Source organism: Streptomyces sp. NPDC002795, from assembly GCF_042888725.1.
Taxonomy (GTDB): domain Bacteria; phylum Actinomycetota; class Actinomycetes; order Streptomycetales; family Streptomycetaceae; genus Streptomyces.
Genome location: NZ_JBIAQB010000007.1, coordinates 314,053 through 340,614, shown reverse-complemented (window position 1 = coordinate 340,614; position 26,562 = coordinate 314,053). Strand labels below are relative to the sequence as shown.

Genomic DNA, 26,562 nt, shown 5'->3' with positions numbered 1-26,562 from the left:
GCCCGCTCCGTCGTCTCGTACTGCTCTCAGGTCACCATGTGGCCCGCAGCTGGCGGATGATCCGTCGACGCAGACGCACGCGGCGGCTGCCGTCGCGGCGCAGGCTCAAGCGGTCCAACTCCCAGTGTCCGTACTCAGCATGGTCCGTCAGCAGGCGCGTCGCCTCCTTGCGGGAGACCCCGCGCGGTACGTACACGTCGACAAATTCGTATTCCGGCATCGCATCTATTGTGCGGGCAGCGGCCCGGTACGGATAGCGTCTGCACTATGTCTGATGCTGCGCAGCCCACCGCTGCCGAGGTACGCGCCGCCGCCGAGGCGGTCAAGGCTGCGCTCGATGCCCACTTGGCGGCGGTCGAGCGCCGGTCGGGAGAAGACGATCCGGCCGTCTACGAAGCGTTCAACGAACTCGCCGCCGCGGCCGAGGAGTACGACGAACTCCTCTACGACCGCTACGACGAGGTCACCCCCTTCGAGATCCCCGGCAACGAGGACTCGCTGCCGCCCTACGCGGGGCCGGAGGAGCCGAACGCGCTGAGCGTGCTGATCCGACGCGACTACGCCGTGGTCGAACCGCAGCGTCTGCTGGCCCAGGCCGGGCGGGTCGCCGACCTGGAAGCGGAGTCGGACGCGGAGACCGCGAACGGGGCGGGCAGCAGTGTGCACGCCGCGCTCGGCGTCCTCTTCGGCGAGTTCGAGCCCGACGAGATCGCCTCCCGGCACAAGGAGTTCGGCCTGGAGGAGGGCGACTCCACGCTCTGGGTCACGGCGTCGGACGACCCCACGGACCCCGGCGAGTGGCTGGAAGCCCCCTTCGAGCAGGTCGACCCGCAGCGGGTGGTGTGCCGCTTCGACGTGAGCGCGGTCTTCGACGACGACGAGTTCGACGACGACGGCCCCGCCGGTCTGGACGAGTCGCTGGAGGAGGCGGACCGCTGACAGCAGCTGCCGCGGATCACCCGGGGGCGTTGGCCGGGCGGTCCGCGGCGGCCGCCCGTCCCAACGCCACGGGGCTCCGCCCCGGACCCCGCTGCTCAAACGCCGCAGGGGCTTGAATCAAGCACCTGGGACCTGGGCCCGGACCAGGTCGCGCAAGCGCGTGGTTCGTGGCTTCGCGGGGATTTCCGCCACCGCTCGCGGCAGGGCCGCATCCGCGCCGTGCACCACCGAAAGGTGCCGCTCACCGCGCCCGAAGGCCGTATAGACCCAGGGACGACTGAGCGCCTGCGTCGCATCGCCCGGCAGCACCACCACGGCCGCGGGCCACCGGATCCCCACGGCCTGATGCCCGGTCACGGCCCACCCGTGCCGCACCGCGCCCTGCTCCACCTGCTCCTTCGGTACGAGGACGGGGGCGCCGTCGCACTCGAGGTGCAGGCCCTCCGCGTCGGCCCCGACGATCACGCCGGGCCGGACCCGCCCGCGCCCGGTCACGTACACCACCCGGTCACCGGGATCGAAGCCCCCGAACTGACCGGGCCCCGGGTTGAGCCGCTCCTTCAGTGCCACGTTCAACGCCCGCGTCCCCGCGGCGCCCCCGTGTCCCGGCGTGATCACCTGCGTCTGCTCGGCCGGCACCCCGATCGCCCGCGGCACCGAGTCCGCGACGAGCTGCACAGTGCGGTGGATCGCCTCGGCCGGGTCCCGCACCGGCACGATCACCACCTCCTTGCCGGGCGCCTCCACCTGGTTCAGCTCACCGATGCCGATACCGGAGACCAGCTCGCCGATCGGGCCGGAGTTCGGCGTGCGGGAGGCGATGCGCGGGCAGATCTCCGCCGCGGCGACATCCGCGAAGACCCGGCCCGGACCCGCCGACCACAGCGTCCCCGGGTCTCCGCCGAGCACCAGGCACGTCCCGTCGGCGAGCAGCTCCACGAGCATCGCGGCGTCGCCCACGTCCAACTGCGGAGCGTCCAGGACGACCAGGAGGTCGAGGGCGAACGCCCCGTCCCGGTCGAGGCCAGGGCCCTCCGTCTGTGCGAGCAGGCCCGCGACCGTCGCCGTCGCCGACTCGGGCGCGTCCGGGCCGAGAAGTTCGGCCGCGCGGCGCCGGCCGTCCGCACCGTGCGTGGCGACGCACACCCGCAGCCCCAGCTCGCCCGCGGCGGCCGCCGCGGCGACCGGCTCGGCGCGGGCCGCCTCGCCGCCCGTGTGCAGGACGAGGCGGTGCGCGGCGATCGCCCGGATCAGCTCGGCCGTCGTGCCGCGCGCGGCCGCAGCGGCCTCCTCAAACCCCGCGGTGGCCGAACCCTCGTCCTTGGGCGCGGCGTTGAGCAGCCGGGCGAGCCCGTCGGCGAGGCTCTCCTCGGCGAGCGCGTACCGCTCGAGCCCGACCAGGACCCGTACAGGACGCTCCGGCTCTTCCTCCTCCTCGCCGTCCTCCGCCTCGGCGGCGGGCGCGGGGGCGGGCGCGTCCTCCAGGGGGTCGTGGAAGATCAGCGCGTCCCCCTCCGCGACGGCACTCTGCACGGCTTCCTCCGGATCAGGCACCCCGCGCTTGCCGAGCGCGTCCGCGAGCACCGGCAGGTCGAGGGCCGTGTGCCCGGCGTCCGCGGCCTGCTCAAGCAGCCATACGGTGACGGCGCGGCCCCGCCGCTCGTCGTCGGGCCCGCACTCCGCGCCGAGCAGCGCCCGCGCGAACCCGTCGGCCTGCTCGGGCCGCACTCCGCCCACCCGCAGCAACTGCCAAGGATCGGCGCGCAGTTCGTCGCTCGCGCCCTCGCCCAGGGCCGCGGCGGCCGCGCCGGCCAGCGATTCGGGGGCCCCGCCCTCGACGAGCACGGCCCGCACCGAGGCGACGGCTTCGGGGTCGGGGCCCGACCGCCCGGAGGCCTGCGGCCTGCGTACGGGTTCGGCGGGGGAGGCGGCCGCGGCACCCTGCCGCGGCTCGGGCTCGGGCCGCGCGAGCACGGGGACGGCGACCGGCTTCTCCCCGCTCTCCACCGCGCGCACGGCGGCCAGCAGGTCGGCGGCGGTCCCGCTCAGCTTCGTCCCGGCGTCGATCGGCCCCTCCTTGGCGGCCTTCCGCTCCGCGATCCGCTCCTGGAACTCCCGCTGAGCCTCCAACTCGGCCTCGGCCTCGGACACCTCGGCGGTCTTCGCGGCGCCGTCCTCCGCAGCGGCTTCCGGGACTTCCGCGTCGGTCTCGTCGTCCGCGCCGTCCGCGTCGGTTTCGTCCGGCTCCGCCATCGCGTCGGAGGCCGCCTCCGCCCCCCTGCCGTTCTCCTCCGCGCCGTCGGCGCTGCCCGCCAAGGCCTCGGTGTCACCGGCCCCGGTCGCCGCCTCGGTGTCGCCGGTCCCGGCCGACCCGGCCTCGGCGGACGCACCCTCGGCCCCGGCCTCCGACACCGGCTCCGCCTCCGCGCTCGCGGCGGCAGCCGGATCCGTGTCGGGGCGGTCCTCCGACTCGTTCTCCGCGGCAGCGGACTCCGTACTCACAACGTGCTCCAGTCCTGATCGGGATAGCGGTGCACGGGCGCCGACACATCGTCGAGCGCCTGGCAGATCTCGTCAGGAAGACTAAGGGCCTCCACTGACAATGCCGCCGTGAGCTGCCGCGCGTTGCGCGCGCCGACGATCGGCGCGGCCACTCCCGGCCGGTCCCTGACCCACGCCAGGGCCACCTGCAGCGGCGTCACGGCGAGCCCGTCCGCCGCTGTCGCGACCGCGTCCACGATGTGCCCGGCCGCCTGGTCGAGATACGGCTCGACGAACGGCGCCATGTGATCCGAGCCGCCCCGCGAGTCGACCGGGGTGCCGGAGCGGTACTTGCCGGTCAGCACCCCGCGGCCCAGCGGTGAGGAGGGCAGCAGGCCGATGCCGAGGTCGAGCGCCGCCGGCAGCACCTCGCGCTCCACGCCCCGCTGCAGCAGCGAGTACTCCATCTGCGTACTGGCGAGCCGCGTGCGCGTGCCCGGCGTGGAGAGCTGCCACGTGCCGGCCTTGGCCAGCTGCCAGCCGGAGAAGTTCGAGACGCCCGCGTAGCGTGCGCGCCCGCTGCTGACCGCGATGTCGAGGGCCTGGAGCGTCTCCTCGAGCGGGGTCCCGGGGTCGTACGCGTGCACCTGCCACAGGTCGACGTACTCCGTGCCGAGCCGGGCGAGTGAGGCGTCGAGCGCGGAGAGCAGGTGCCCGCGCGAGCCGTCGAAGCGCCGGTCGGGGTCGGGCACGCTGCCCGCCTTCGTGGAGATGACCAGATCGCGCCGCGGCACCAGGCCCTCGATGAGCCTGCCGAGCAGATACTCCGACTCCCCGTCCCCGTACACGTCGGCCGTGTCGACGAGCGTGCCGCCCGCTTCCCAGAAGGCCTTCAACAGGTCGGCGGCGTCGTGCTCGTCGGTGTCCCGGCCCCACAGGAGGGTGCCGAGCCCGATCCGGGACACGCGCAGGCCGGTGCGGCCGAGATGCCTCTGCTCCATGGGCGCTGAGGTTACTGGCCGAAGGTCAGGAACGGGGCCCCTGTGGATATCTGCCGCCGGGGTCGCCGGGTTAGGGTGCCGGGCGAGGCACCTTACCCATGGGTAATTCACTGGATCCGGCAAGGCGTTAAGGGGATGTGGTCAATGAAGCTCGGCATCAACCTCGGCTACTGGGGCGCAGGCATGGACGCGGACAACCTGGCCGTCGCGAAGGAGGCCGACAGACTGGGCTACGCGGTGTGCTGGGCCGCGGAGGCCTACGGTTCCGACGCCGCCACCGTCCTCGCGTACGTCGCCGCGCAGACGGAGCGGATCGACGTCGGTTCGGCCATCTTCCAGATCCCGGCCCGGCAGCCCACGATGACGGCGATGACGGCCGCGACCCTGGACACGCTGTCCGGGGGCCGCTTCCGCCTCGGCCTCGGCGTCTCCGGGCCGCAGGTCTCCGAGGGCTGGTACGGCGTCAAGTTCGACAAGCCGCTGGCGCGCACCCGCGAGTACGTCGAGATCGTCCGCAAGGCGATGAGCCGGGAGCGGGTCAGCCACGACGGCGCGCACTGGACGCTGCCGCTGCCGGACGGCCCCGGCAAGCCGCTGAAGCTGACCGTGCACCCGGAGCGCGAGCGGATCCCGCTCTACATCGCCGCGATCGGCCCGAAGAACCTGGAGCAGACCGGCGAGATCGCCGACGGTGCCCTGCTGATCTTCCCGGCGGCCGAGCACTTGCAGGAGACCGCGCTCCAGCACATCCGCGCGGGCCGCGAGAAGGCCGGCAAGACGATGGAGGGCTTCGACGTCTGCCCGACGGTTCCGCTCGCACTGGGCGAGGACAAGGACGTGAGCGCGCTCGCCGACATGTTCCGGCCGTACACGGCCCTCTACGTGGGTGGCATGGGAAGCCGCAAGCAGAACTTCTACAACCAGCTCGCGCAGCGCATGGGCTACGAGAAGGAGGCCGCCGAGATCCAGGACAAGTACCTGGCCGGCGACAAGGAGGGCGCGGCCGCGGCGATCCCGCAGCAGCTCATCGACTCCACCACACTGCTCGGTTCCGTGGACCGGATCGCGGACCGGATGCGGGCCTACTCCGAGGCCGGTGTCACCACGCTGACCATCAATCCGGCCGGGCTCACGCTCGACGACCGCCTCGCCTCGCTGCGCGCGGGCACCGAGGCCATGGAGCGCGCCGGGCTGGCGTAGCAGATCCAGGGGAGTTCTTCTGCGGCCGTGGTGGGGGCTCGGGGTGTCTTCCCCGCCACGGCCGACGCCTTGCTCAACGCGTCACGAGGGGCCTGGTTACGGCTCGTCCCGCGCCCCGGGTCCTCCTTTCGGACGAGTTCACCCGCATAGCTGTTGCCCCGCCTCATGTCCCGCATTTGACTCGGACTTTGCAGTACTGCGGAGTTCGGTGCGGCGAGAGGGAGGTTGCAGATGCTGTCGGCCAAGAGTCTGTTCCAGGAGATCATCGACAACGACGAGTCGTTCCGGCTGTTCTGCTCCATCGCCGCCGGCGGCGAATCCCAGGGCGGCTGGGAGAACGGGCGGATCGCGGCGCTGGCGCCCGACAGTGAGCGCGGCCTCGCTCCCAAGATCGCGCGGCACGGCGCGGACGAGGACAAGCACGGGCGGATTTTCCACGCCCTTATGAAGAAGCGCGGTCTGGAGCCGGTGCCCGTCCCCGCCGAGGCCGACTACACGATGCTTCTGGAGAAGCGCGGGATCGGGCTCGCGCACGATCGGCTGCGGCGCGAAGAGCGGCTCTCCGTGCGGGACATCGTCACGTACCTGGCGCACAGCCGCGTCACCGAGCAGCGGGCCTCCGAGCAGATGGTGATGCTCCGCAAGCACTTCGCCGACGATCCCGACCTCGGCCGCGCGGTCAAGATGATCTCCAACGACGAGGACAACCATCTCGCGTACTGCCACGAGGAGTTGCTGCGCTTCGCGTACGCGGGGCACGGCCGGACCATCCAGCGGATCCTGCGCGAGTGCGCCCTCGCCGAGATCGCCGTCTACCGGGACGTCAGCCTCGCCGTCATGGACCACATGGGCCGCGTCCTGGACTGGCCGAAGCCGAAGGCGGCCGTGCTCGCCGCGGGGATCCATGCGGTGTACGCGTACGAGCGGCTCGGTGGCTGGCGGCGGATGGTGTCGTTGCGGATGCCGGAGCGGCGCGATGCCCTGGGCGGGCCGCCTGCCACGGTCGAGTTCGCCTGAGTCGCACGGCGTTGCGGTCGCGGGGCGCTGCCCCGGACCCCGCGGCCTCTCGTCCCAGAGCGGGCTTGATCGGGTCACAGCCAGCCGCGGCGCTTGAACAGGCGGAAGAGCAGGAGTTCCAGGAGGGCCATCAGCACGATCACCGCCGGGTACGCCCACACCCAGTGCAGTTCCGGCATGTGGTCGAAGTTCATGCCGTAGATGCCCGCGATCATGGTGGGCACCGCGGCCATCGCCGCCCACGCCGAGATCTTCCGCATGTCGTCGTTCTGCCGCACGCTCATCTGCGCCAGGTGCGCGGACAGGATGTCCGACACGAGGCGGTCCAGGCCGTCCACGGACTCGTTGACCCGCGTGAGGTGGTCGTTCACGTCGCGGAAGAACGGCCGGGCCTCCTCGTGCACGAACGGCACGGCGGCCAGGCCCCACGGGCCGACCCCCGCGAGGCGGGCCAGCGGCATCGTCAACGGCCCAGTGGCGCGCCGGAATTCGAGGATCTGGCGCTTGAACGTGTAGATCCGCGACGCGGTGTCGCGGGTGCCGCCGCCGTCCGGGGAGAAGACCTCCGTCTCCAGCTCCTCCAGGTCGGTCTGGAGCTCGGCCGCGACCTCCAGGTAGTGGTCCACGGTGGCGTCCGCGACCGAGTACAGGACCGCCGTCGGCCCCTGCTTCAGGAACTCCGGCTCGGCCTCCAGGCGCTGCCGTACGGCCTTCAGGGGCGCGCCCTCGCCGTGCCGCACGGTCACCACGAACGAGTCGCCCAGGAACAGCATCAGCTCGCCCGATGACACCTTGTCGCTCTTCGGCTCGTACACGACCGGCTTGAGCACCACGAACAGCGAGTCGTCGTAGATCTCCAGCTTGGGCCGCTGGTGCGCCTTCAGGGCGTCCTCCACGGCCAGCGGATGCAGCCCGAACTCCTGGGCGACCCGCTCGAACTCGTCCTCGCTCGCCTCGTGCAGCCCGATCCACACGAACGCGTCGCCCGTCGAGCGCGCCTCGTCGAGGGCGTCGGAGAAGTCGGCGGGCCGCTCGATGCGGCGCCCGTCGCGGTAGATGGCGCAGTCGACGATCACGAAGTGAATTCTTCCCAGGACCGGGCATCTCCGCACGTTCTCGTGTGCTTAGGCTGGGGCTCATGCCCACGTTGATCCTTGTCCGGCACGGACGGTCCACCGCCAATACCGCGGGAGTGCTCGCCGGGTGGACGCCCGGGGTGGCGCTCGACGAGCGCGGCGCCGCGCAGGCCGCGCGGCTGCCCGAGCGCCTCGCGGACCTGCCGCTCGCCGAGATCGTCGCCAGCCCGCTGCAGCGCTGCCGGGAGACCGTCGCGCCGCTGCTCGCGGCGCGGCCGGAGCTGACGCTGCGCACCGACGACCGCATCGGCGAGTGCGACTACGGGGACTGGTCCGGCCGCAAGCTCGCCGAGCTGACCGACGAGCCGCTGATGCAGGTCGTGCAGCAGCACCCGACGGCCGCCGCGTTCCCCGGCGGGGAGTCGATGCGGCAGATGCAGCACCGGGCCGCCGAGGCGGTACGTGAGTGGAACGCGCGCGTGGAGCGCGAGCACGGCGATGACGCCGCCTATGTGATGTGTTCGCACGGCGACATCATCAAGTCCCTTGTCGCGGACGCCATCGGGCTGCATCTGGACCTCTTTCAGCGCATCTCTGTAGAGCCGTGTTCCATCACAGCGATCCGTTACACACGGCTGCGCCCCTTTCTCGTACGCCTCGGAGACACCGGTGACTTCGCGTCCCTGGCGCCGCGTGAGGCACCGCAGGAGCCCGATGCACCGGTCGGGGGCGGCGCGGGCGCACCGTGATCGTCGGCCGCAGTAGGGTGAAGCAGCCGTCAGCCAGTTGATCCCGATCCCATGGAGACAGGACGTGTCCCGTCAGGTGTTCCTTTACGACCCTCCGGAGCGGTTTGTGGCCGGTACGGTCGGGCTCCCCGGGCGCCGCACCTTCTTTTTGCAGGCCATGGCCGGAGCCCGGGTCACCAGCGTGGCTCTGGAGAAGAATCAGGTAGCCGCGCTCGCCGAGCGCATGGACGAACTGCTCGACGAGGTCGTGCGGCGCAGCGGTGGCAACGCCCCGGTGCCCGCCGTCGCCCCCAGCGAGGTCTCCGACATGGCGCCGCTTGAGGCGCCCGTGGAGGAGGAGTTCCGCGTCGGCACCATGGCGCTCGCGTGGGACGGCGACGAGCAGCGCATGATCGTCGAGGCGCAGGCTCTCGTCGAGCTGGACGCCGAGTCCGAGGAGGACATGGCGGAGGCCGAGGAGAAGCTTCTCCAGGACGAGGAGAACGGGCCGCCGATGCTCCGCGTCCGCCTCACCGGGAACCAGGCCCGTGCCTTCGCCAAGCGGGCCCTGGACGTCGTGAACGCGGGCCGCCCGCCGTGCCCGCTGTGCAGCTTGCCGCTCGACCCGGAGGGACACGTATGTCCGCGCCAGAACGGATACCGGCGCGACGCGTGAGCGACCGGGACCTGCTCACCTTCGGTGAGCTGAACGTCGAGGGACAGATCCGCGAGGCCTCCAACGCGGTGCTGGTGTGCACCGTCACCCACGAGGGCCGCGAAGCCGCCTGCGTCTACAAGCCGGTACGTGGCGAGCGCCCGCTGTGGGACTTCCCCGACGGGAACCTGGCGCGGCGCGAGGTCGCCGCGTACGAGGTCTCCGAGGCGCTCGGCTGGGGCCTCGTGCCGCCGACCGTGCTGCGCGACGGGCCGTACGGCGAGGGCATGTGCCAGCTGTGGATCGACGGCCCCGAGGAGAACGCGGACGGCGAGGGACTGCTCGCCCTCGTCGACGGTGAGGAGCCGGGGGAGGGCTGGAAGGCCATCGGGTTCGCCGAGGTCGGCGAGGGCCGCACGGCGCTTCTTGTGCACGCCGACGATGCCCGTCTGCGCCGTCTCTCAGTGCTCGACGCCGTGATCAACAACGGTGACCGCAAGGGCGGGCATCTGCTCGTCGACGCCGAGGGGCACTTGTTCGGCATCGACCACGGTGTGACGTTCAACGCCGAGGACAAGCTGCGCACGCTGCTGTGGGGCTGGGCGGGGGAGCCGCTGACCGAGGAGGCGACCGCGGCCCTGGAGGCGCTGCGCGCGTCCCTGGGCGCGGGCGAGCGGCTCGCTGCGCGGCTTGGTGAGCTGATTACGCAGGCCGAGTTGGAGGCCGTGCGGGAGCGGGTCGCGGGCCTCCTCAAGACCGGGCGGCACCGGGAGCCGGGCGGGGATTGGCCCGCGATTCCCTGGCCACCGGTGTAGTGCGCGGCCCGCACCGGTGTCGCGGGGGCTGGCACGCACGCTCCCTGATCCGGCCTGATCCAAACGACAGGCCCTAGCGCCCCACGCAAGATCGCGCAAGAGGGCGGCTTCGGCCATTACGCCTGGTCCGGTTCGTATCCGGAAGCAGCGTCCGGTTACGCTCGATGCATGCATGCCTGGCCCGCTTCTGAGGTCCCCGCCCTGCCTGGCAAGGGCCGCGACCTCCGGATCCACGACACCGCGACCGGTGGGCTCGTCACCCTTGCCCCCGGTCCCGTCGCCCGTATCTACGTATGCGGCATCACGCCGTACGACGCGACCCACATGGGTCACGCGGCGACCTACAACGCGTTCGACCTCGTGCAGCGCGTGTGGCTCGACACCAAGCGGCAGGTTCACTACGTCCAGAACGTGACGGACGTCGACGATCCTCTGCTGGAGCGGGCCGTGCGTGACGGCATCGAGTGGGACGGCCTCGCCGAGCGCGAGACCGCCCTCTTCCGAGAGGACATGACCGCCCTGCGGATGCTGCCGCCGCAGCACTACATAGGCGCCGTCGAGGCGATACCCGGCATCGTGCCGCTCGTCGAACGACTGCGTGACGCCGGTGCCGCCTACGAGCTCGAGGGCGACACCTACTTCTCCGTCGACGCCGACCCGCACTTCGGGTCCGTCTCGAACCTCGACGCCGCCACGATGCGGCTGCTCTCCGCCGAGCGCGGGGGCGACCCGGACCGTCCGGGCAAGAAGAACCCGCTCGACCCGATGCTGTGGATGGCCGCCCGCGACGGCGAGCCCAGCTGGGACGGCGGCTCGCTCGGCCAGGGGCGCCCCGGCTGGCACATCGAGTGTGTCGCCATCGCCCTCGACCACCTCGGCATGGGCTTCGACGTCCAGGGCGGCGGCTCCGACCTGGCCTTCCCGCACCACGAGATGGGCGCGTCCCACGCCCAGGCGCTGACCGGCGAGTTCCCGATGGCCAAGGCGTACGTGCACGCCGGCATGGTCGGGCTCGACGGCGAGAAGATGTCCAAGTCCAAGGGCAATCTGGTGTTCGTCTCCGCGCTGCGCCGCGCCGACGTCGACCCCGCCGCCATCCGGCTCGCGCTCCTCGCCCACCACTACCGCTCCGACTGGGAGTGGACGGACCAGGTGCTCGCCGACGCCGTGGCCCGCCTCGCCCGCTGGCGCGCGGCCGTCTCCCGCCCCGACGGCCCGTCCGCCGAGGCGCTCGTCGAGGAGATCCGCGAGGCGCTCGCCGACGACCTGGACGCGCCGACCGCGCTGACCGCCGTCGACCGCTGGGCCGAGGCCCAGTCGGCCGGGGGCGGCACGGACGAGGGCGCCCCCGGCGTCGTATCGCGTGCCGTGGACGCCCTGTTGGGCGTGGCGCTGTAGTTCTCGGAAAAGCAACCAAGAGGGCGCCTCCCCGTACGGGGAGGCGCCCCTTTTTCATGTGCTCCGCACCTGTGCGTCAGATGCGCTGGACGCGCACGCTGCGCAGGACGAGCGGCGATCCCGTGTCCCAGATGCCGACGACCTGGTGCCCGAACGCGAAGGCCTCCTGGACCTCGTCATGGGCCTGCGGGGTCGGGTTGTTGAGGACCCGGAACTGGTTGTTGATGCGCAGGAAGATCTGTCGCGGCTGGCCCGGGAGCGGCTGCACGATGTCGATGTAGCCGTTCGCCACGCCGGAGGCGAGCGCCTGCTGTTCGATCTGCTGCTGGGCCTGCTGGTGGGCGACCTGCTGGACCTGCTGCAGCTGCTGTTGCACCTGCTGCTCGATCTGCTGCGCCTGCTGGTCCTGCTGGTGGCCGTACTGCTGTTGCCCGTACTGCTGCTGGCCTTGTTGCATCTGCTGGCCGTACTGCTGCTGTTGCTGCTGGCCGCCGAGTTGCTGCAGCAGTTGCTGGTAGGGCTGCTGCTGGCCGAGCTGCTGGAGCTGTTGCTGGAGCTGCTGGACGAGCTGTTCCTGGCCCTGGCCCTGGCCCTGACCGTGACTCTGGCCCTGGCCGCTCATGCCCTGCTGTTGCTGGTAGGGCGAGGTGCTCGGGAACTGCTGGCTCTGCTGACCCATCTGGGGGGTGATGCTCATGCGGGTGCCACCTTCCATCAATGGTTGGTTGCGTTGCCTCAGCCCGTGACGACCAGGCCGACGACCTCGTCGTCCGAGAACCACACACGTACGTCGGGCCGTCCCCCGGCGAAGGCGGTGTGCACCGCCTGGCGGGTCTCGGGGGACGGGTTGTTCAGATTGCGCCAGGAACCCGCCACGAACAGGCGGAGCCGGGGCGGGAGTTCGGGCGGATACGGGATCAGCTCGTCCCAGTACCGCTCGGCCTGGCCCGAACCGACCGTCGAGGGCAGCAGGTTGGTGACCGCCGACTTGATGTCGGGCCGGTTGCCGATCCGCTGCGACGCGGGCCGGCCGGGGGCGTCCTGCTGCGGTGAGCCGGTCGCCCGGAGGACGTCGCGCGCCCGTTGCGAGGTCATCGGGCGCTGACCGCCTGCCTTGAGCATTCCCTGGAGGGCGGTCAGCGCGCCGACGACCACCGGGGAGGCGGACGAGGTGCCGGAGAAGGTGTCCGTGTACCAGGCGATCTCCTCGGGCCCGCCCTGCAGATCGCCGGGCCGGTCCCAGGAGCCGCCGGTGGTGGTGACCTCGCGGCCCCAGCCCTGGGCGTCCACGCGGGCGCCGTAGTTGGAGAACGAGAGCCGCGAGCGGTCCGGGCCGTGATCGCGGCCGTGGGTGCCGGGCGGCGGTGCGCCCGCGCCGACGAGCACCGCGTCGGAGGAGCGGTTCGACGGGTTGAACGGGTTGTGCCACCACGCCGGGAACCCGTCGGGCCGCCGCTCGTACACCGCGTCGTCGAGGGACTCGGCCCCGTTGCCCGCCGCGCCCACGACCAGGACGCCCTTCGCCGTCGCGTACTTGATGGCCGCGAAGTCGTCGGGCCACCACTCCAGGGCGATGTAGCCGCGCTGGTCGTCGCGCGGCTCGAAGTCGAACCGCGGCCCCGGGCGGTGCAGTTCGAGGAGGATGACGTCGCCGGGGCTCAGCCGGTCGGCCGCCGCGTGGATCGCCGCCGCCGTGCCCACGCCCTGGAACGAGGCCGCCGCGGTCGCCGCCTCCGGCACGATGCCGGTGATGCCGCGCTCATTGCGGTCGCCGCCGATCACGCCGAGGACCGCGGTGCCGTGATTGCGCCAGGCCACGTCCGGGATCGGCGTGCCGACCACGATGCCCGCGAGCTTCGCCGACAGGTCCTCGTGCCCCAACTGCCAGGCGCCCTCCACGTCGATGACGGTGACGCCCTCGCCGCTGCCGCCGAGCCGCCGCCACGCCCACTGCGCGTCGACGCCGGCGGGCGCGGGGCCCAAGTAGCCCTGGCGGCCCGTGTAGTCGGGAGTCGCGGCCGACTTCTCCTTCAGCCGCCGCGCCTCCTCGAAGTTCTCCGGGGACGACGCGCGCGCCGCGGGTACCGCGCCGGGCTTCACGTACGCCGTGTCGATCTCCGGGAGCGCCGCGATCCGCGACCGCAGCTCCTGCGACCGCTCGGCTCCGCCGCGTACGCGGTAGAACAGCGCGAGATCCGGTACGTCGGCCCCGGGTGCCTCGGCGGACCCCCGCACCCGCTCCTCGCCGCCGAACAGCGGTTCAAGAGCGAGCTGTTCGTCCCCGAGGAACATGTTCAGCGCCGATACGTCGGCGCCCGCTGCGGAGCGCACACCGTCGGCCCCGACGCGCAGGCGGGCCTCCGGGCGCGCCACGACGATCAGTTCCTCTTCCGCCCCGCGATAGGTGAAACCGGATCCCTCCGGTCCCGGCCCGGCCGCTCCCGGCCCCTGTGCCGGGCTTGCGTGCTGGTCGGTCATCGGTCCACAGCTCCCCTCGCCATATCCGGTCGTACGGGTCTGCTTGTGCCGTGTGTCTTCTTGAGGCTCGTCGGGGCTCACCCTGCTACGCCGACGGCCGTCCGTCCAGCCCCCTTCGACCAACTGCGTTTGAAAACAAGTTGAATGGGGAACCCCCTGCAACTGCCTTCAATTCGGCCGGAAATGAACGAGGTGGGGCACGACGGAGGGCGGGGCGCTCGGCGCCCCGCCCTGACGTTCGCCGCGTGCCGCGGCTACTCCTCGGCGTCGTCGCCCTCCGGGCGCGGCGGCTTCGGCGGCCGGGTCCGGCCGCTCGGGTTGTCGCGCAGGTGCGAGGAGCCGTCGCCGCCGTCCGTCGCGTGGCCGCCCGGCCCGGCGCCCGGATCGTGGCGCTGCAAGTAGCGCTCGAACTCGCGGGCGATGGCCTCGCCGGAGGCCTCGGGCAGCTCCGCGGTGTCGCGGGCCTCCTCCAGGGACTGCACGTACTCCGCGACCTCGCTGTCCTCGGCCGCCAGCTGGTCCACGCCCAACTGCCAGGCCCGCGCGTCCTCGGCCAGCTCACCCATCGGGATGCGCAGGTCGATCAGGTCCTCCAGGCGGTTGAGGAGGGCCAGCGTCGCCTTCGGGTTCGGCGGCTGCGACACGTAGTGCGGAACGGCCGCCCACAGGGAGACCGCGGGGACGCCGGCGTGCGTACAGGCCTCCTGGAGGATGCCGACGATGCCCGTCGGACCCTCGTACTTGGTCTCCTCCAGGTTCATCCGCGCGGCCAGGTCCGCGTCCGACGTGACACCGCTGACCGGCACGGGCCGGGTGTGCGGGGTGTCGCCGAGCAGCGCGCCGAGCACGACGACGAGTTCGACGCCCAGCTCGTGCGCGAAGCCCAGCAGCTCGTTGCAGAACGAGCGCCAGCGCATGGACGGCTCGATGCCCCGGACCAGGACCAGGTCGCGCGGCTTGTCCCCGCCGATACGGATCACCGAGAGCCGCGTCGTCGGCCATGTGATCTTTCGCACGCCGTTGTCCACGAACACGGTCGGGCGGTTGACCTGGAAGTCGTAGTAGTCCTCGGCGTCGAGCGCCGCGAACACTTGGCCCTTCCACTCCTTGTCGAGGTGCTCGACCGCGGTGGAGGCGGCGTCGCCGGCGTCGTTCCAGCCCTCGAACGCGGCCACCATGACCGGGTCGACCAGCTCGGGTACCCCCTCGAGCTCGATCACCCAGTGCCTCCTTCCGACGTGCCCTCGCGTACCTGCCCACCTTACGGCGTCGGCGAGGGCCCTCCGCAGCCCCCTTGTGGGCGCGGACTGCCCCCAACACTGCCCCACGGCGGAGTGGTCCACTCCACCGTCGGGCGGCCGTCAGGTCCGCGCGAGCGGCGCGGCGCCGGGTTCGGCGGCCGGTGCCCCGCGGACCGGCCTGACCAGCAGCCATGCCCCGCACACCAGGGTCAGTGCCTGGGCCCCGGCGAGGAGACCGAACCCGGCGCCGAAGCCGTGCCCGCCGCTCGCCGCGATGGCCACGCCCATGAGGGTGGGCATGAACGCGGACACGAGGTTGCCGACCCCGTTGACGACCCCGTAGGCGCTGCCGACGAGGTGTGCGGGCGCGCAGTGCTGGACGAGCGTCGGGATGGCCGGGCCCTGCAGGCCCCAGAAACCGCCGGCCAGGATGAGAGCGGTGGCCGCCGCCGCGTCACTGTCCGCGCCCGCGACGAGCAGCACGCACACGGCGGTGCCGGTGGAGCCCACCACGAACGGCAGCGCGAGCAGCCGCCGCGGCAGCCGGTCGAGCAGCAGCCCGCCGAGGAACCCTGACACCAGCGACATCAGGAACGGCAGCGCCGAGACGATGCCCATCGCGGAGAGGGAGAAGTGCCGCTCGTGCAGCAGGTACGAGGGCAGCCAGGCGCTCGACCCCCACAGGTACGCGAGCGTGGCGATCTCGATGACCAGGATCGGGGCGAGCCGCGGCATCCGCAGCGCGCCCTTCAGCGTGGCCCCGAAGCCGGGACGCTCGGCGCCGCGCACGCCGCGCCCCCGTACGAACAGCAGGATCAGCGGCAGGCCGATCACCGCGTTCAGCGCCGCGAGGGCGAGGAACGAGGTGTGCCAGTCGAAGCGGTAGACGAGGTACGTGATCAGGGGTAGTCCCGCGGCTGTACCGAGGGACACCCCCATGGAGCTGACCGCGTTGGGGCGGCCCGCCTCGTGCGGCGCGAAGTGCTCGCGCACGTACATCGTCTTGAGGGAGAACAGCGGGCCCTCGGCGGCGCCGAGCAGGGCGCGCAGAGCGGTCAGCGTGAGCGCGCCGAGCGCGTACGGCGACAGCAGCGTCATCAGCGACCACAGGGCCACGCTGACGACGAGGCCGCGGCGCACCCCGAGCGACGTCTCGTAGAACGGGGTGAGGACGAATGCCGCGATGCCGTACCCGATGAGGAACACGGTCGACAGGGCGCCCTGCGCCGTGGGGTCACCGGTGATGCCGAAGTGGTCGGTGAACGCCTTGTCCGTGATGAGGACGGAGACGTTCACCCGGTCCACGTAGCTGATCAGCACGATGACCAGCAGGCTGAGGACGCCCGCCCAGCGCGCTCTGGAACTCATGCGGTCGGCTGCTTCTCGGTCGTCGCCTGCTTCTCGGCCTCGCCGCGGTACATACGGCGAAGCCGGACCACGCCGAGGTCGTGCTGGTACAGGTTTTCCTGCTGGTCGGCGTCCGCCGGCATGGCTTCCAGCATCTCGCGGTCCTGCTCCAGGACCTCCCAGTGCCGCTTCTCGATGAGCGTCTTGTAGAGGAAGCGCCAGGTGTCGCGCTGCCAGCCCTGGACCTTGCGGTAGCGCCAGAAGAAGACCGCGCTGCGTCCCTCGTCGACCGGGCGGACCATGCCGACGATGCCGAACGGGCCGCCGGGGCCCGCCGACGGCGGGTAGGGGATCGACAGGTCGACCCAGTCCACGCCCGTGCGGCACAGCTCCACCCAGTCGAAGTTCACACCACGCTGGTCGGTCTTCTCGAAGAAGTAGCCGCGGTCCGTCTCGCGGATACGGAACTTGGCGGTGATGTCACCGTCGAACATCGTGTGCGAGTCGTGGTGCAGGAACTGGCCGTGCATCGGGTCGAGCAGGTTCTCGACGCCGTAGCGCCACGGCGCGTTCCACTCGGCGTAGCACAGGATGGCGTCGGTGTCGGGGTCGGTGAGCGGCTCGGGGAGCGTCAACTCGACGGGCTCCGGGTGCTGTTCGTCGCCGAAGTAGGCGAGGACGGCGCCGGAGACCTCGCGTACGGGCAGCGACGTGACGAGCTTCTTGCCCTCCAGGTTGCAGCCGGGCAGGCCCGGCACGGAGGAGACGGTGCCGTCGGTCTCGACCTCGACGCCGTGGTACCAGCAGGCCACCCGGTCACCCAGGTGCTTGCCGAGGGAGAGCGGGGCGCCGCGGTGCGGACACCGGTCGGCGAGCATGCTCAGGGTGCCGTCGGAGCGGCGGAACAGCAGCCACTGCTCACCGAGGACGGTGACCTTGCGCATCGCGCCGGGCGCGACGAAGGAGGACGGGACGACCGGGTGCCACTGGTTGCGCAGGCCGGTCGCGTAGATCTTGTCGGCGGTCAGAGCCATGGTGTGTCACGCTCCCAGTCGGTGCATCTCGGCGCGGAAGGATTCCTCGGTCCACGGCGCCCCGTCGGGGGCGTGGACCTGACGGGCGTTCAGCCCGGTTACCACGTCGGTGAGTTCGTGGCCGACCTTGGTGAAGACCTCTTCGAGGGTCGCCGCGAGCTTGTACTCGTACGGACTCGGCTCGTGGTCGCGGGACTGGTGGATCTCCAGGTACGGCCAGTCGTTCTCAGTGCTCATGTACGTCTCCAGGAGGGGGTTACAGGTCCAGTACGAGGCGGGAGCCGGCGGCGCAGCGCGAGACGCAGATCATCATCGAGGCGTTCGCGGCCTGCTCGGCTTCCGACAGGAGGAAGTCGCGGTGTTCGGGGGCGCCTTCGACGACGCGGGTCTCGCAGGAGCCGCAGATGCCGTCGCGGCACGAGCTGGCGACATTGATGCCCGCGGCCTCGGCGGCTTCCAGGATCGAGGTGTCGGCGCCGATGGTGAGGGTCTGGCCCGAGGTGCGGCACTCGACCTCGAACTCGCCGTCGTCCGCGGGCCGTTCGACCACGGGGGCGGCGAAGCGCTCCAGGCGCAGCCGGTCGCCGGGGCAGCGCGCCTCGACGGCGGCGAGCAGCGGCTCGGGCCCGCAGGAGTAGACCAGCGCCCCTTCGGGCAGAGCGGCCAGCGTCGCGTCCAGGTCGATGTGCCCCTGTTCGTCCTGCGGTACGAGGGTCACGTCGCCGCCGAGCGCGGCAAGTTCGTCGGTGAACGCCATCGAGGCGCGCCCCCGGCCGCCGTAGACCATGCGCCAGTCGGCGCCGCGCCGGGCGGCCTCCCGTGCCATCGCGAGGATCGGCGTGACACCGATGCCGCCCGCGATGAACACGTACGCGGGGGCGTCCTCCAGCGCGAAGTGGTTGCGTGGCTCGGACACGGTGACCTGCTGGCCGGGCCGCAACGTGGTGTGCACGTGCCGCGAACCACCGCGCGAGGACGGCTCGTTGAGCACACCGATGCGGTACGTACCGCAGTCGGCGGGGTCGCCGCACAGGCTGTACTGGCGGACCTGCCCGCCGACGTGCACGTCGAGGTGCGCGCCCGGCGCCCAGGTGGGCAGCGGCTTGCCTTCCGGGTGGGTCAGCTCGACGGACAGGACGCCGTCGGCCTCCCAGGTCATCCGCCGGACCAGCAGGCCCAGTTGACGCTCTTCGGTCATGATGGATGGCCTCCTTACGCGCCGGGGATCTTCACGGGCGGGGTGAACGGGTTCTTCATCGGGCCGAGCGAGGCGAGGTCGACCTCGACGAGCGTCGGCCCCTCGGCGTCCACGGCCTGTTCGAGCACCGGCCGCGCGTGCTCGGCGTCGGCGATCCGCAGATACGGCAACCCGCAGGCGCGGGCGAGGAGTTCGAAGTCCGGCGTGGCCAGGTCGACGCCGGAGCGGCGCTCGCTGTAGCGGTCCTGCATGTTGCGCAGCACGCCGTAGCCGCCGTCGTTGAAGACCAGGACGGTCAGGCGGGGGCGCTCCTGGGCGACGGTGAGCAGCTCGCCGAGGTGCACGGCGAGGCCGCCGTCGCCCGCGATGACGACGGTGGGCCGCCCGGGGTCGGCGAGCGCGGCGCCGATGCCCATGCCGAGCCCCTGCCCGATGCCGCCGCCGCGCGGGAAGACGTTGGAGCGCGGGTCGTACATCTCCAGGAGCCGGTTGCCCCAGCTGCTGGACGGGATGGTGACGTCACGGGCGACGACCGCGTCGCGGGGCAGCACGGCGCGCAGCGCGTCGCAGATGGCCGCCTGCGGGCCGATGTTGTCGTGCAGGGTGGCCCGCACCTCTTCGCGTACGTCCTTGATCCGCCGCGTCCACGAGGGCTCGGCGGCGCGGGCGTGGGGGAGCAGGGCCTTGAGCGTGGCGGCCGCGTCCCCGTTCAGGGTGTGCGCGGCCGGGTAGACGCGGCTGAGGGCGGCGGCGTCGACGTCGATCTGGATGTGCCGCTCGGCGGCCGGGAGCTTCAGGTCGTAGTCGGCGGTCTCGTTGGACCGGAAGTGCGTGCCGATGGTCAGCAGCACGTCCGCGTCGGCGAGCAGGGCGCGCCCGGCAGGCGTGGTCGCGAAGTTGCCGATGACCTGCGGGTGGTCCTCGGGCACCGCTCCGCGCCCGGAGTTGGAGGTGAGCAGCCCGGCGCCGGTCGCCTCGACGAGCGCGGTGAGCTCGGCGCCGGCGCGGGTGGCTCCGCCGCCGGCCCAGATCAGGGGTCGTTCGGCGGATGCCAACAGCGCTGCTGCGGAGGTGAGTTGGTCGGCTGAGGCGAGTGTGACGGTCGGCTCCACGGTCACGGGTGCGTCCGTCTGCGCCGCGTACTGCAAGTCGATCGGCCACTCCACGCTCGCCGGGCCGCCCGGCGACGCGAGCGCGGCACGCGCGGCGGACCGCAGCACGTCGCCCGCCTCCTCGGTGGAACGCACCGTGGCGGCGAACGCGGAGACGGCGTCGAGCATGCCGAGCTGGTTCTTCGTTTCGTGGATGAACCCGCGCCCGCTGCCCAGGAATTCGGCCTCGACCTGGCCGGTGACGTGCAGCACGGACGTGCCGGAGGCGAGCGCCTCGATCAGTGAACCGGCGGCGTTGCCCGCGCCGGTGCCGGTCGAGGTGAGCGCGCAGCCGATCGTGCCGCGGGCCCGGCCGTAGGCGTCGGCGGCGCTGACCGCGCTCGCCTCGTGCCGCACGGGTACGAAGCGCAGCTCGCGGTCGACGGCCTCGACCAGCGGCAGGTTGTGCACGGACACGATGCCGAAGACCGTGTCGATGCCGAGTTCCTTCAGGACGGCGACGAGGAGGTCACCGCCATTGGTGTACTGCGTGTCAACTGGCATGTGAACTCCTCAGAGGATGCCGCGGCCGACGCCGCCGCATACGTCGACGCCGGTTCCGGTGATGTACGAGGCGCGCGGCGAGAGCAGCGCGACGATCGCGTACGCGACCTCCTCCGCGCGGCCGAGGCGGCCGAGCGAGACGCCGCGGTCGGCGGCCAGCTCCGCCTGCCAGTCCTCGTAGCTCATCCCGGAGTCCGCGGCGGCGTGCCGGCGCGTCCACTGGCCGGTGTCGATGAGGCCGAGGCAGACCGAGTTGACCCGGATGCCGTCCGGGGCCAGCTCCTGGGACAGGGACTTCGAGAGGTTGAGGATGCCCGCGCGGGCGGCGCTCGTCGTGATCAGCCGCGGCTCGGGCTGCTTGGCGAGCACCGCGTTGACGTTGACGACGGAGGCCGCGTCGGACGCCCGCAGGTACTTCCGCGCCGCTTGCAGCGGGTTCAGCACGCCCGCGAACTTCAGCTCCAGCTCATCGCGCCAGTCGTCGTCGGTCGTGTCGTCGAGGCGCTTCATGCGGGACTGCCCGGCGTTGTTCACGAGGCCGTCGACACGGTCACCGCCGAACGCGGTCGCCGACGCCCGCACGAAGCCACGTACGGCGTCCGCGTCGCGCACGTCGCAGGTGGCGGTGTAGAGGCGGTCGTGTGCGCCGATCCGCTTCAGGCGGTCGGCGTCGCGCCCGCAGGTGGCGACGTTCGCGCCTTCGTCGAGGAGGGCGCGGACCGTGGCCAGGCCGACGCCCGAGCTGCCTCCGGTGACCACATAGGTCCGGTCGGCGAGGCCCAGATCCATAACTACTTGCTCCAGTACGGCAGTTGGGTCAGTTCATGGTGAAGCCGCCGTTGACGGCGATCACCTGTCCTGTCAGATAGCGGGACTCCTCGGAGAGGAGGAAGGAGGCGAGACCGGTGAGGTCGTCGGGCTGCTGCGGCCGGGAGATCGCCCGGTTCGCGGCGTACAGACCGTGCCGCTCCTCCGGGACTCCCTCGGTCGCCTCGCACTCGGTGAGGCCCGGCGCCAGCGCGTTCACGGTGATGCCGCGCTCGCCGAGCTCCCGCGCCATCGCGCGGGTGAGGGCGATGACCGCGCCCTTCGACGTGATGTAGTGCGCGAGCCGCGGGGAGCCGTAAAGGGCCGCGTCCGAGGCGAGGTTGACGATGCGTCCGGTCGGACCGAACAGCGGATGCAGCGCCTTGGACACCAGCCAGGGGCCGCGCGCGTTGATCGTCATCAGGCGGTCCCAGGCCTCGATGTCGATGTCCTGGAACTCCTTGCCGCCGACGCCGTTGGCGAGGGCCGCGTTGTTGACGAGACCGTAGAGCCCGCCCAACTCCCGTACGAACACCGCGAGTTCATCGACCGATGCCGGGTCCGCGACGTCGCACCGTACGAAGTGTGCGTCGATGCCCTCCGTGCGCAGCTCCCGCGCCGCGGCGGCGCCGCGCTCGGCGTCGAGCTCGGCGAGGACGACCCGGAAGCCGTCCGCGCCGGCCCGGCGGGCCATGGCCAGTCCCAGGCCACGGCCCGCCCCGGTCACGACGACCGTGCGCACCTCGTCGGGGGACTGCTCAGTCACGGGTGACGCCGTGCATCGGCGAGTACTCGGGGTACGAGGGCACCTGCGGCTTCTGCGTGCCGATGACGACGCAGAACAGGGCGTCGGTGTCGCCCTCGTTCTTCAGCGAGCGGGTCACACCGGCGGGCACCACGATCATGTCGCGGTAGCCGAGGGTGCGGTACTCGACCTCGTCGGGGCCGCGGTGCACGCCCACGCGGACCTCGCCCTCCAGGACGAAGAAGGCCTCCTCCACGTCGTGGTGGGTATGGGCCGGGCCCTCGGCGCCGGGCGGCAGCAGCATGTTGGAGAAGGTGAAGCCGCCGGACGGGAGGATGCGGCTGTCGCCCTCGTGGTTTCCGGTGGCGCCGGAGCCGACGTAGCGGATCTGGCCGCGGCGGTACTGCTTGCCCGCCTTCTCCTGGAAGGAGAGCGTGTCGAAGTCGGCGACGCGGGATTCCTTCGAGGCGATCAGCGAGTCGGTGTACGTGCCGAGGTCGCCGCCGTTGTCGTACTCGGTGGTGGTCAGAGGCATGGTGTGCGTCCTTACTAGGCAGTGGTCAGGCAGTGACGATGTGCAGGTGGGACAGGACCCAGGCGTTGAACCGCTCGGGCTGTTCCTGGTTGGCCAGGTGACCGGCGTCCTTGACGATCACGTAGGCGGATCTGTGCAGGCCGCCGGCGATGACCTGGGAGGCCTCGACGCCGGTGACCTTGTCGCGGTCGCCGCAGATCACGAGCGTGGGCGCGGTGACGGCGGACAGTTCGGGGCGCAGGTCGGCGCCGGCCATGGCCTCGGCGGCGTACCCGTAGCCGGGCAGCCGCACGGAGGCGGCCATCGTGTCGACGACCCGCTCGGCGAGCGCGGCGGGCGCCAGGTCGGACACGAGGCGCGGCCCGCGCTTCTCGGCGAACGCGCGCGGCCCGGCCTCGGCGAGTTCCGTGGCCCTGGCCCGCATCCCGGCGGCCTTCGCCTCGTCGGTGCCGGAGCCCGCGCTGGAGTCGGCGACGATCAGCGAGTCCACGAGGTCCGGATGGCGGGTCGCGAGCCGCAGCGCGATGACACCGCCCCACGAGACACCGAGTACGTGTGCCGAGGGGCCGTACGAGCGGATCAGCTCCGCGGCGGCGTCGGCGAAGCCGTCGAGGTCCAACGGGCCTTGTGGATCGGCCGACTTGGCGTAGCCGGGCGCGTCCCAGGCGATGACCCGGGCGTACGGCGCGAGCCCTTCGAGCTGTGGCGCGAACGCCGCCGACGAGGAGCCGATGCCGTGCAGGCACAGCAGCAGGGGGCCTTCGCCGCCCGCCTCTTCCACATGGACGGTGCTCACAGGATCTGCCCCGGCCGGCCGGCGAGCGCGGCCACCGAGCGCAGCACCGCGTACGGGACGACCTGGCTGGTCGCCGGGTTGTCCGGGTCGGGCCGGTGCGCGACCTCGAAGCGGTACGAGCCGTGCTCCCCGGACGCCTCGATGACGTGCCGGGTGCGGGCGGCCCCCGGATCGGCGACGACCTCGACCCGCACAGCGTCCAGGTCGCCGACGGCGAGGGCGACCGAGGCAGCCACGTTCGTCGACTTGGGGAACTTCACCGGCACATCGCGCGCCGTGCCCGACATGACGGGGACGGGGCCGGTCGCCGTGCGCATGCGGCCCAGCAACTCCTCGTCCATCCACGGCTGTTCGAGGGTGGACGGCAGCTTCGTGGTGGTCAGCCGGACGTCCTCGATCGGCCCCAGGGCCCGCACGGCCTGGAGCAGATCGAGGCCGCCGACGGCGCCGCCCGTGAAGTACACCCGGCCGGGCCCGGCGGCGAGCAGCCGCTTGGCCAGCTCGTCGTCGGTGAGGGCCCCGGTCGAGGCCACGAGCAGATCGGTGCCGGAGCTGAGGACGTGCTCGCCCCACTCCCGTACGACACCCTGACCGGCCGCTTCGACGATCAGGTCGCAGCGGCCGATTGCTTCCTCGAAGGTCACCTGCGGCGCGGGCGCCGCCTCGCCGAGCGGCCGGTTGTCGACGATGCACGTCAGCTCGGCGCCCTGGATCTCCTGCCCGGCGAGCGCGGTGCCGACGACGCGGCCGATGGCGCCCCAGCCGACGAGTCCGACCTTCAGCGTGCTCATTTCTGTGCTCCTTCGGGAACGACCGGGGACTCCGGTGAACCGGCCATGTGACAGCGGATCTCCTTCGACGGCGGCCCCGCCGTCCCCCACAGATCGGACAGCTCCGGCACCCGCCGCCACACCTTGGCGATCCACCGGTCCTCGACGATCTGGGCGACCTCGGACGTGTACTCGCAGACGAGCCCGGTCGGGTCGGTGAAGTAGGAGAAGGTGTTGTTGCCGGGCCCGTGCCGCCCAGGACCCCACTGCGGGACGATCCCGTGGTGGCGCAGCCGGCCGAGCCCGCGCATGAAGTGGTCGACCGAACTCATCTCGTACGCCACGTGGTTGAGGGACACCCACTCGGCCTGGTTGAACGCGATGCAGTGGTGGTCGGCGTTGCAGCGCAGGAACGCCATCTGGTGCTCGGACCAGTCGGAGACGCGCAGGCCGAGGACGTCGCGGTAGAAGGCGACGGCGGCGTCGATGTCGGGGGTGTTGAGGACCGCGTGCGTGACACCGACCGGCACCGCCGAGTCCTGTCCGCGCGGCGCGACCGCCCAGGTCTCGGCGGACAGCTCGACGAGCCGGCCCTCGTGGTCGTGGAACCGCAGTCCGTAGCCGCCGCCGACCTGGTCGAGCGGCCCCGGCCCGGCGACGGGAACGATCCCGCGCGCTTCGAGCCTGCGCGCCGCCTCGTCGATCTCGGCGGGGGTGGTGACGGCGAACACGAGGCGGCCGAGGCCGGTGCGGTCGGAGCGGGTGAGCTGGAGGGCGTGGTGCTGCTCACCGGTGCCGCGCAGCCAGCTCGCGCTGTGCTCGGACTCGACGACCTCAAGGCCCCACGCGTCTTCGTAGAAGTCGGTGGCCTCGGCGAACGAGGGGGTGAGCAGCTCGACGGAGCGCAGCGCGCGCAGCCGGGCGATCGGGGGGTGGGACATCTCAGGTACTCCTGGATCGTGGTCAGTTGGCCCAGGGGAGCGGGGCTTCGGACGTGCCCCAGTACAGGGACTTCTGGCGTTGGTAGGCGCGGATGGCGTCACGTCCCTTCTCGGTGCCGAGGCCGCTGTCCTTCATCCCGCTGAACGGGGTGGACGCGCTGAACTGCTTGTACGTGTTGATCCACACGGTGCCCGCGTCGATCCGGCGGGCCAGGTCCCAGGCGGCGCGGTGGTCCCGGGTCCAGATCCCGCAGGCCAGGCCGTACACGGAGTCGTTGGCCTGCTCGACGAGGTCGTCCTCGTCGTCGTAGGGGAGGACCACCAGGACCGGGCCGAAGATCTCCTCCTGGCAGGTCCGGGAGTCGTTGGGCAGCCCGGCGAGGACGGTCGGCAGGTAGTACGCGCCGTTCTCGTACGCGGGGCCCTCGGGGGCGGCGCCGCCGCACAGCACCTCGGCGCCCTCGGAGCGGGCGAGGTCGACGTACGCGGCGACCGAGTCCCGGTGCTTGGTGTGCACGAGGGGGCCGACCTGAGTGTCCGGGTCGGTGCCGGGCCCGACCCGCAACTTGCTGACCCGCGCGACGAGTTCACCGACGAACGACTCGTAGAGCGACGCGTGGACGAACAGTCGCGAACCGGCGATGCAGGACTGCCCGCTGGACGAGAAGATCCCGAACATGACGCCCGCGAGGGCCTGTTCGACGTCCGCGTCGGCCCGCACGATCGTCGGGGATTTGCCGCCCAGTTCGAGGGAGGCGGGGATCAGCTTGCGCGCGGCGATCTCGGCGATGGAGCGGCCGGTCTCCGTGCCGCCCGTGAAGCCGATCCGGCCGACGAGCGGGTGCCGTACGACGGCGTCGCCGACCACTCGGCCGCTGCCCGGGAGGACGGACAACAGGGCGGTGGGCAGGTCCAGTTCGGTGAGGGCGCGGGTGATGATCCGGCCGAGCTTCAGGGAGACGAGCGGGGTCCAGGCGGCCGGCTTGAGCAGTACCGCGTTCCCGGCGGCCAGGGCGGGCGCGATCTTCTGCGCGTCGCTGGCGACGGGGGAGTTCCAGGGGTTGATCGCGCCGACCACGCCGATCGGCTCGTGCACGCTCATCGTGACGTACGGGCCGCGCGAGGGGGTGATCGCCTCCTCGGTGGTCTCCAGGGTGGCGGCCAGGTACCGGAAGGTGCCGGCCGCGCTGAGCGCGAGCGCCTTCGTCTCCGTGAGGGTCTTTCCGGTGTCGGCGGTCTGCGTCGCGGCCAGCTCGTCGGCGGCCTCCTCGGTCAGCTCCGCGATCCGGTACAGGAGCCGGGCCCGCTGGTGGGGGAGGAGCGCGCGCCAGGCCGGGTCCGCCGCGGCCGCTGCCGCCGCCCGCGCGGCCTCGTCGACCTCTTCGGCGGACGCGGTGTGCAGCGTGGCGAGCACCTGCCCGGTGGCGGGGTCGACCGTGTCGAGCGGGGCACCGGAGCCCCGTCGCCACTGGCCCGCGACAAGGATTTCGGTGGGGTGGTGGGACACGGCGGGACCTCCGGCGCACGGGAGTTGACTTGCTGAAGCACTAGAAAGCTAAGCGCTTAAATGTTTCTCCGCAAGACCCTGCCTTCGGAAGCTTCGTGGTCCACCGGACTTCAGATGCCTAAGCGCCTAACCATTGACCGCTAAGGAGTTGGCTTCTACTGTCGCCGCAATCCCCTCGTGGCAATCCCCTCGTGTTCG

Annotated in this window: 26 protein-coding genes; 7 read left to right on the top strand and 19 right to left on the bottom strand. The window is 71.9% G+C overall.

Going from position 1 to position 26,562, the window contains the following annotated elements:
* Positions 1-31 precede the first annotated feature (31 nt).
* A complete protein-coding gene (locus ACFYWS_RS22965; RefSeq protein ID WP_189827295.1) occupies positions 32-220 on the bottom strand; it encodes a DUF5703 family protein in 189 nt (62 codons plus the stop codon).
* Positions 221-267: 47 nt separating this feature from the next.
* Here ACFYWS_RS22965 and ACFYWS_RS22960 point away from each other — a divergent pair, with 47 nt between their 5' ends.
* A complete protein-coding gene (locus ACFYWS_RS22960; protein WP_389279509.1) occupies positions 268-939 on the top strand; it encodes a hypothetical protein in 672 nt (223 codons plus the stop codon).
* Between the two features lie 117 nt (positions 940-1,056).
* Here ACFYWS_RS22960 and ACFYWS_RS22955 read toward each other — a convergent pair whose 3' ends face one another.
* Both ACFYWS_RS22955 and ACFYWS_RS22950 read right to left on the bottom strand, forming a co-directional pair.
* The gene (locus ACFYWS_RS22955) at positions 1,057-3,441 is read right to left on the bottom strand and encodes a helix-hairpin-helix domain-containing protein (RefSeq protein WP_389279507.1); all 2,385 of its coding nucleotides are present in this window, start codon (positions 3,439-3,441) and stop codon (positions 1,057-1,059) included.
* Positions 3,438-4,421 carry an aldo/keto reductase gene (locus ACFYWS_RS22950; RefSeq protein ID WP_389279505.1) on the bottom strand — a complete coding sequence of 328 codons (984 nt, stop codon included), beginning with the start codon at positions 4,419-4,421 and terminating at the stop codon, positions 3,438-3,440. Before ACFYWS_RS22950 ends, ACFYWS_RS22955 begins: the two co-directional genes overlap by 4 nt.
* A 144-nt stretch (positions 4,422-4,565) precedes the next feature.
* Here ACFYWS_RS22950 and ACFYWS_RS22945 point away from each other — a divergent pair, with 144 nt between their 5' ends.
* Both ACFYWS_RS22945 and ACFYWS_RS22940 read left to right on the top strand, forming a co-directional pair.
* Positions 4,566-5,621, top strand: coding sequence for an LLM class F420-dependent oxidoreductase (locus ACFYWS_RS22945; RefSeq protein WP_389279502.1), 1,056 nt, complete (start codon positions 4,566-4,568; stop codon positions 5,619-5,621).
* 231 nt (positions 5,622-5,852) lie between these two features.
* On the top strand, positions 5,853-6,638 hold the full coding sequence (locus ACFYWS_RS22940; protein WP_389279500.1) for a ferritin-like domain-containing protein: 786 nt from the start codon (positions 5,853-5,855) through the stop codon (positions 6,636-6,638).
* A 74-nt stretch (positions 6,639-6,712) separates the two neighbouring features.
* Here the strand turns inward: ACFYWS_RS22940 and corA are convergent, their stop codons facing one another.
* Positions 6,713-7,714, bottom strand: a complete 1,002-nt coding sequence (gene corA, locus ACFYWS_RS22935; protein ID WP_389279498.1) for a magnesium/cobalt transporter CorA — start codon at positions 7,712-7,714, stop codon at positions 6,713-6,715.
* Between the two features lie 62 nt (positions 7,715-7,776).
* Here corA and ACFYWS_RS22930 point away from each other — a divergent pair, with 62 nt between their 5' ends.
* The 4 genes from ACFYWS_RS22930 to mshC all read left to right on the top strand — a co-directional run bounded on the left by ACFYWS_RS22930 (position 7,777) and on the right by mshC (position 11,310).
* Positions 7,777-8,463 (top strand): histidine phosphatase family protein, encoded by a 687-nt coding sequence (locus ACFYWS_RS22930; RefSeq protein ID WP_326019319.1) that lies wholly within the window; start codon positions 7,777-7,779, stop codon positions 8,461-8,463.
* A gap of 64 nt (positions 8,464-8,527) precedes the next feature.
* Complete coding sequence (locus ACFYWS_RS22925) at positions 8,528-9,118, top strand: DUF3090 domain-containing protein (protein WP_389279496.1); 591 nt, start codon at positions 8,528-8,530, stop codon at positions 9,116-9,118.
* Positions 9,082-9,912: an SCO1664 family protein gene (locus ACFYWS_RS22920; RefSeq protein WP_389279494.1), complete on the top strand. Its 831-nt coding sequence runs from the start codon at positions 9,082-9,084 to the stop codon at positions 9,910-9,912. The genes ACFYWS_RS22925 and ACFYWS_RS22920 overlap by 37 nt, the downstream gene beginning before the upstream one ends.
* Positions 9,913-10,080: 168 nt before the next feature.
* Positions 10,081-11,310: a cysteine--1-D-myo-inosityl 2-amino-2-deoxy-alpha-D-glucopyranoside ligase gene (mshC, locus tag ACFYWS_RS22915; protein ID WP_389279492.1), complete on the top strand. Its 1,230-nt coding sequence runs from the start codon at positions 10,081-10,083 to the stop codon at positions 11,308-11,310.
* 76 nt (positions 11,311-11,386) lie between these two features.
* On the opposite strand, the gene ACFYWS_RS22910 is transcribed toward mshC, so the two are convergent.
* From ACFYWS_RS22910 to ACFYWS_RS22840, 15 genes are all read right to left on the bottom strand, one after another.
* Positions 11,387-12,007, bottom strand: coding sequence for a hypothetical protein (locus ACFYWS_RS22910; protein ID WP_389279490.1), 621 nt, complete (start codon positions 12,005-12,007; stop codon positions 11,387-11,389).
* 38 nt (positions 12,008-12,045) lie between these two features.
* The gene (locus ACFYWS_RS22905) at positions 12,046-13,788 is read right to left on the bottom strand and encodes a S8 family peptidase (RefSeq protein ID WP_389279488.1); all 1,743 of its coding nucleotides are present in this window, start codon (positions 13,786-13,788) and stop codon (positions 12,046-12,048) included.
* 254 nt (positions 13,789-14,042) lie between these two features.
* The gene (locus ACFYWS_RS22900) at positions 14,043-15,008 is read right to left on the bottom strand and encodes a PAC2 family protein (protein WP_389279486.1); all 966 of its coding nucleotides are present in this window, start codon (positions 15,006-15,008) and stop codon (positions 14,043-14,045) included.
* A gap of 141 nt (positions 15,009-15,149) precedes the next feature.
* Positions 15,150-16,397: an MFS transporter gene (locus tag ACFYWS_RS22895; protein WP_389279484.1), complete on the bottom strand. Its 1,248-nt coding sequence runs from the start codon at positions 16,395-16,397 to the stop codon at positions 15,150-15,152.
* A complete protein-coding gene (locus tag ACFYWS_RS22890; RefSeq protein ID WP_389279482.1) occupies positions 16,394-17,410 on the bottom strand; it encodes a Rieske 2Fe-2S domain-containing protein in 1,017 nt (338 codons plus the stop codon). The genes ACFYWS_RS22895 and ACFYWS_RS22890 overlap by 4 nt, the downstream gene beginning before the upstream one ends.
* Before the next feature lie 6 nt (positions 17,411-17,416).
* Positions 17,417-17,647, bottom strand: coding sequence for a recombinase-like helix-turn-helix domain-containing protein (locus tag ACFYWS_RS22885; protein WP_389279480.1), 231 nt, complete (start codon positions 17,645-17,647; stop codon positions 17,417-17,419).
* A gap of 19 nt (positions 17,648-17,666) precedes the next feature.
* Entirely contained in the window at positions 17,667-18,608 is a 942-nt protein-coding gene (locus tag ACFYWS_RS22880; protein WP_389279478.1) for a PDR/VanB family oxidoreductase, read from the bottom strand.
* Between the two features lie 14 nt (positions 18,609-18,622).
* Positions 18,623-20,263, bottom strand: a complete 1,641-nt coding sequence (locus ACFYWS_RS22875; RefSeq protein WP_389279476.1) for a thiamine pyrophosphate-binding protein — start codon at positions 20,261-20,263, stop codon at positions 18,623-18,625.
* Positions 20,264-20,272: 9 nt separating this feature from the next.
* On the bottom strand, positions 20,273-21,052 hold the full coding sequence (locus tag ACFYWS_RS22870) for an SDR family oxidoreductase (protein WP_389279474.1): 780 nt from the start codon (positions 21,050-21,052) through the stop codon (positions 20,273-20,275).
* Between the two features lie 28 nt (positions 21,053-21,080).
* Complete coding sequence (locus ACFYWS_RS22865) at positions 21,081-21,836, bottom strand: SDR family oxidoreductase (RefSeq protein WP_389279472.1); 756 nt, start codon at positions 21,834-21,836, stop codon at positions 21,081-21,083.
* Positions 21,829-22,350 carry a cupin domain-containing protein gene (locus ACFYWS_RS22860; protein ID WP_266721449.1) on the bottom strand — a complete coding sequence of 174 codons (522 nt, stop codon included), beginning with the start codon at positions 22,348-22,350 and terminating at the stop codon, positions 21,829-21,831. Before ACFYWS_RS22860 ends, ACFYWS_RS22865 begins: the two co-directional genes overlap by 8 nt.
* 25 nt (positions 22,351-22,375) lie before the next feature.
* Positions 22,376-23,146: an alpha/beta fold hydrolase gene (locus ACFYWS_RS22855; protein ID WP_389279469.1), complete on the bottom strand. Its 771-nt coding sequence runs from the start codon at positions 23,144-23,146 to the stop codon at positions 22,376-22,378.
* On the bottom strand, positions 23,143-23,937 hold the full coding sequence (locus tag ACFYWS_RS22850; protein WP_389279467.1) for an aspartate dehydrogenase domain-containing protein: 795 nt from the start codon (positions 23,935-23,937) through the stop codon (positions 23,143-23,145). The genes ACFYWS_RS22855 and ACFYWS_RS22850 overlap by 4 nt, the downstream gene beginning before the upstream one ends.
* Complete coding sequence (locus ACFYWS_RS22845; protein WP_389279465.1) at positions 23,934-24,857, bottom strand: VOC family protein; 924 nt, start codon at positions 24,855-24,857, stop codon at positions 23,934-23,936. The genes ACFYWS_RS22850 and ACFYWS_RS22845 overlap by 4 nt, the downstream gene beginning before the upstream one ends.
* A gap of 22 nt (positions 24,858-24,879) precedes the next feature.
* A complete protein-coding gene (locus tag ACFYWS_RS22840; RefSeq protein ID WP_389279463.1) occupies positions 24,880-26,364 on the bottom strand; it encodes an aldehyde dehydrogenase in 1,485 nt (494 codons plus the stop codon).
* Positions 26,365-26,562: the final 198 nt, after the last annotated feature.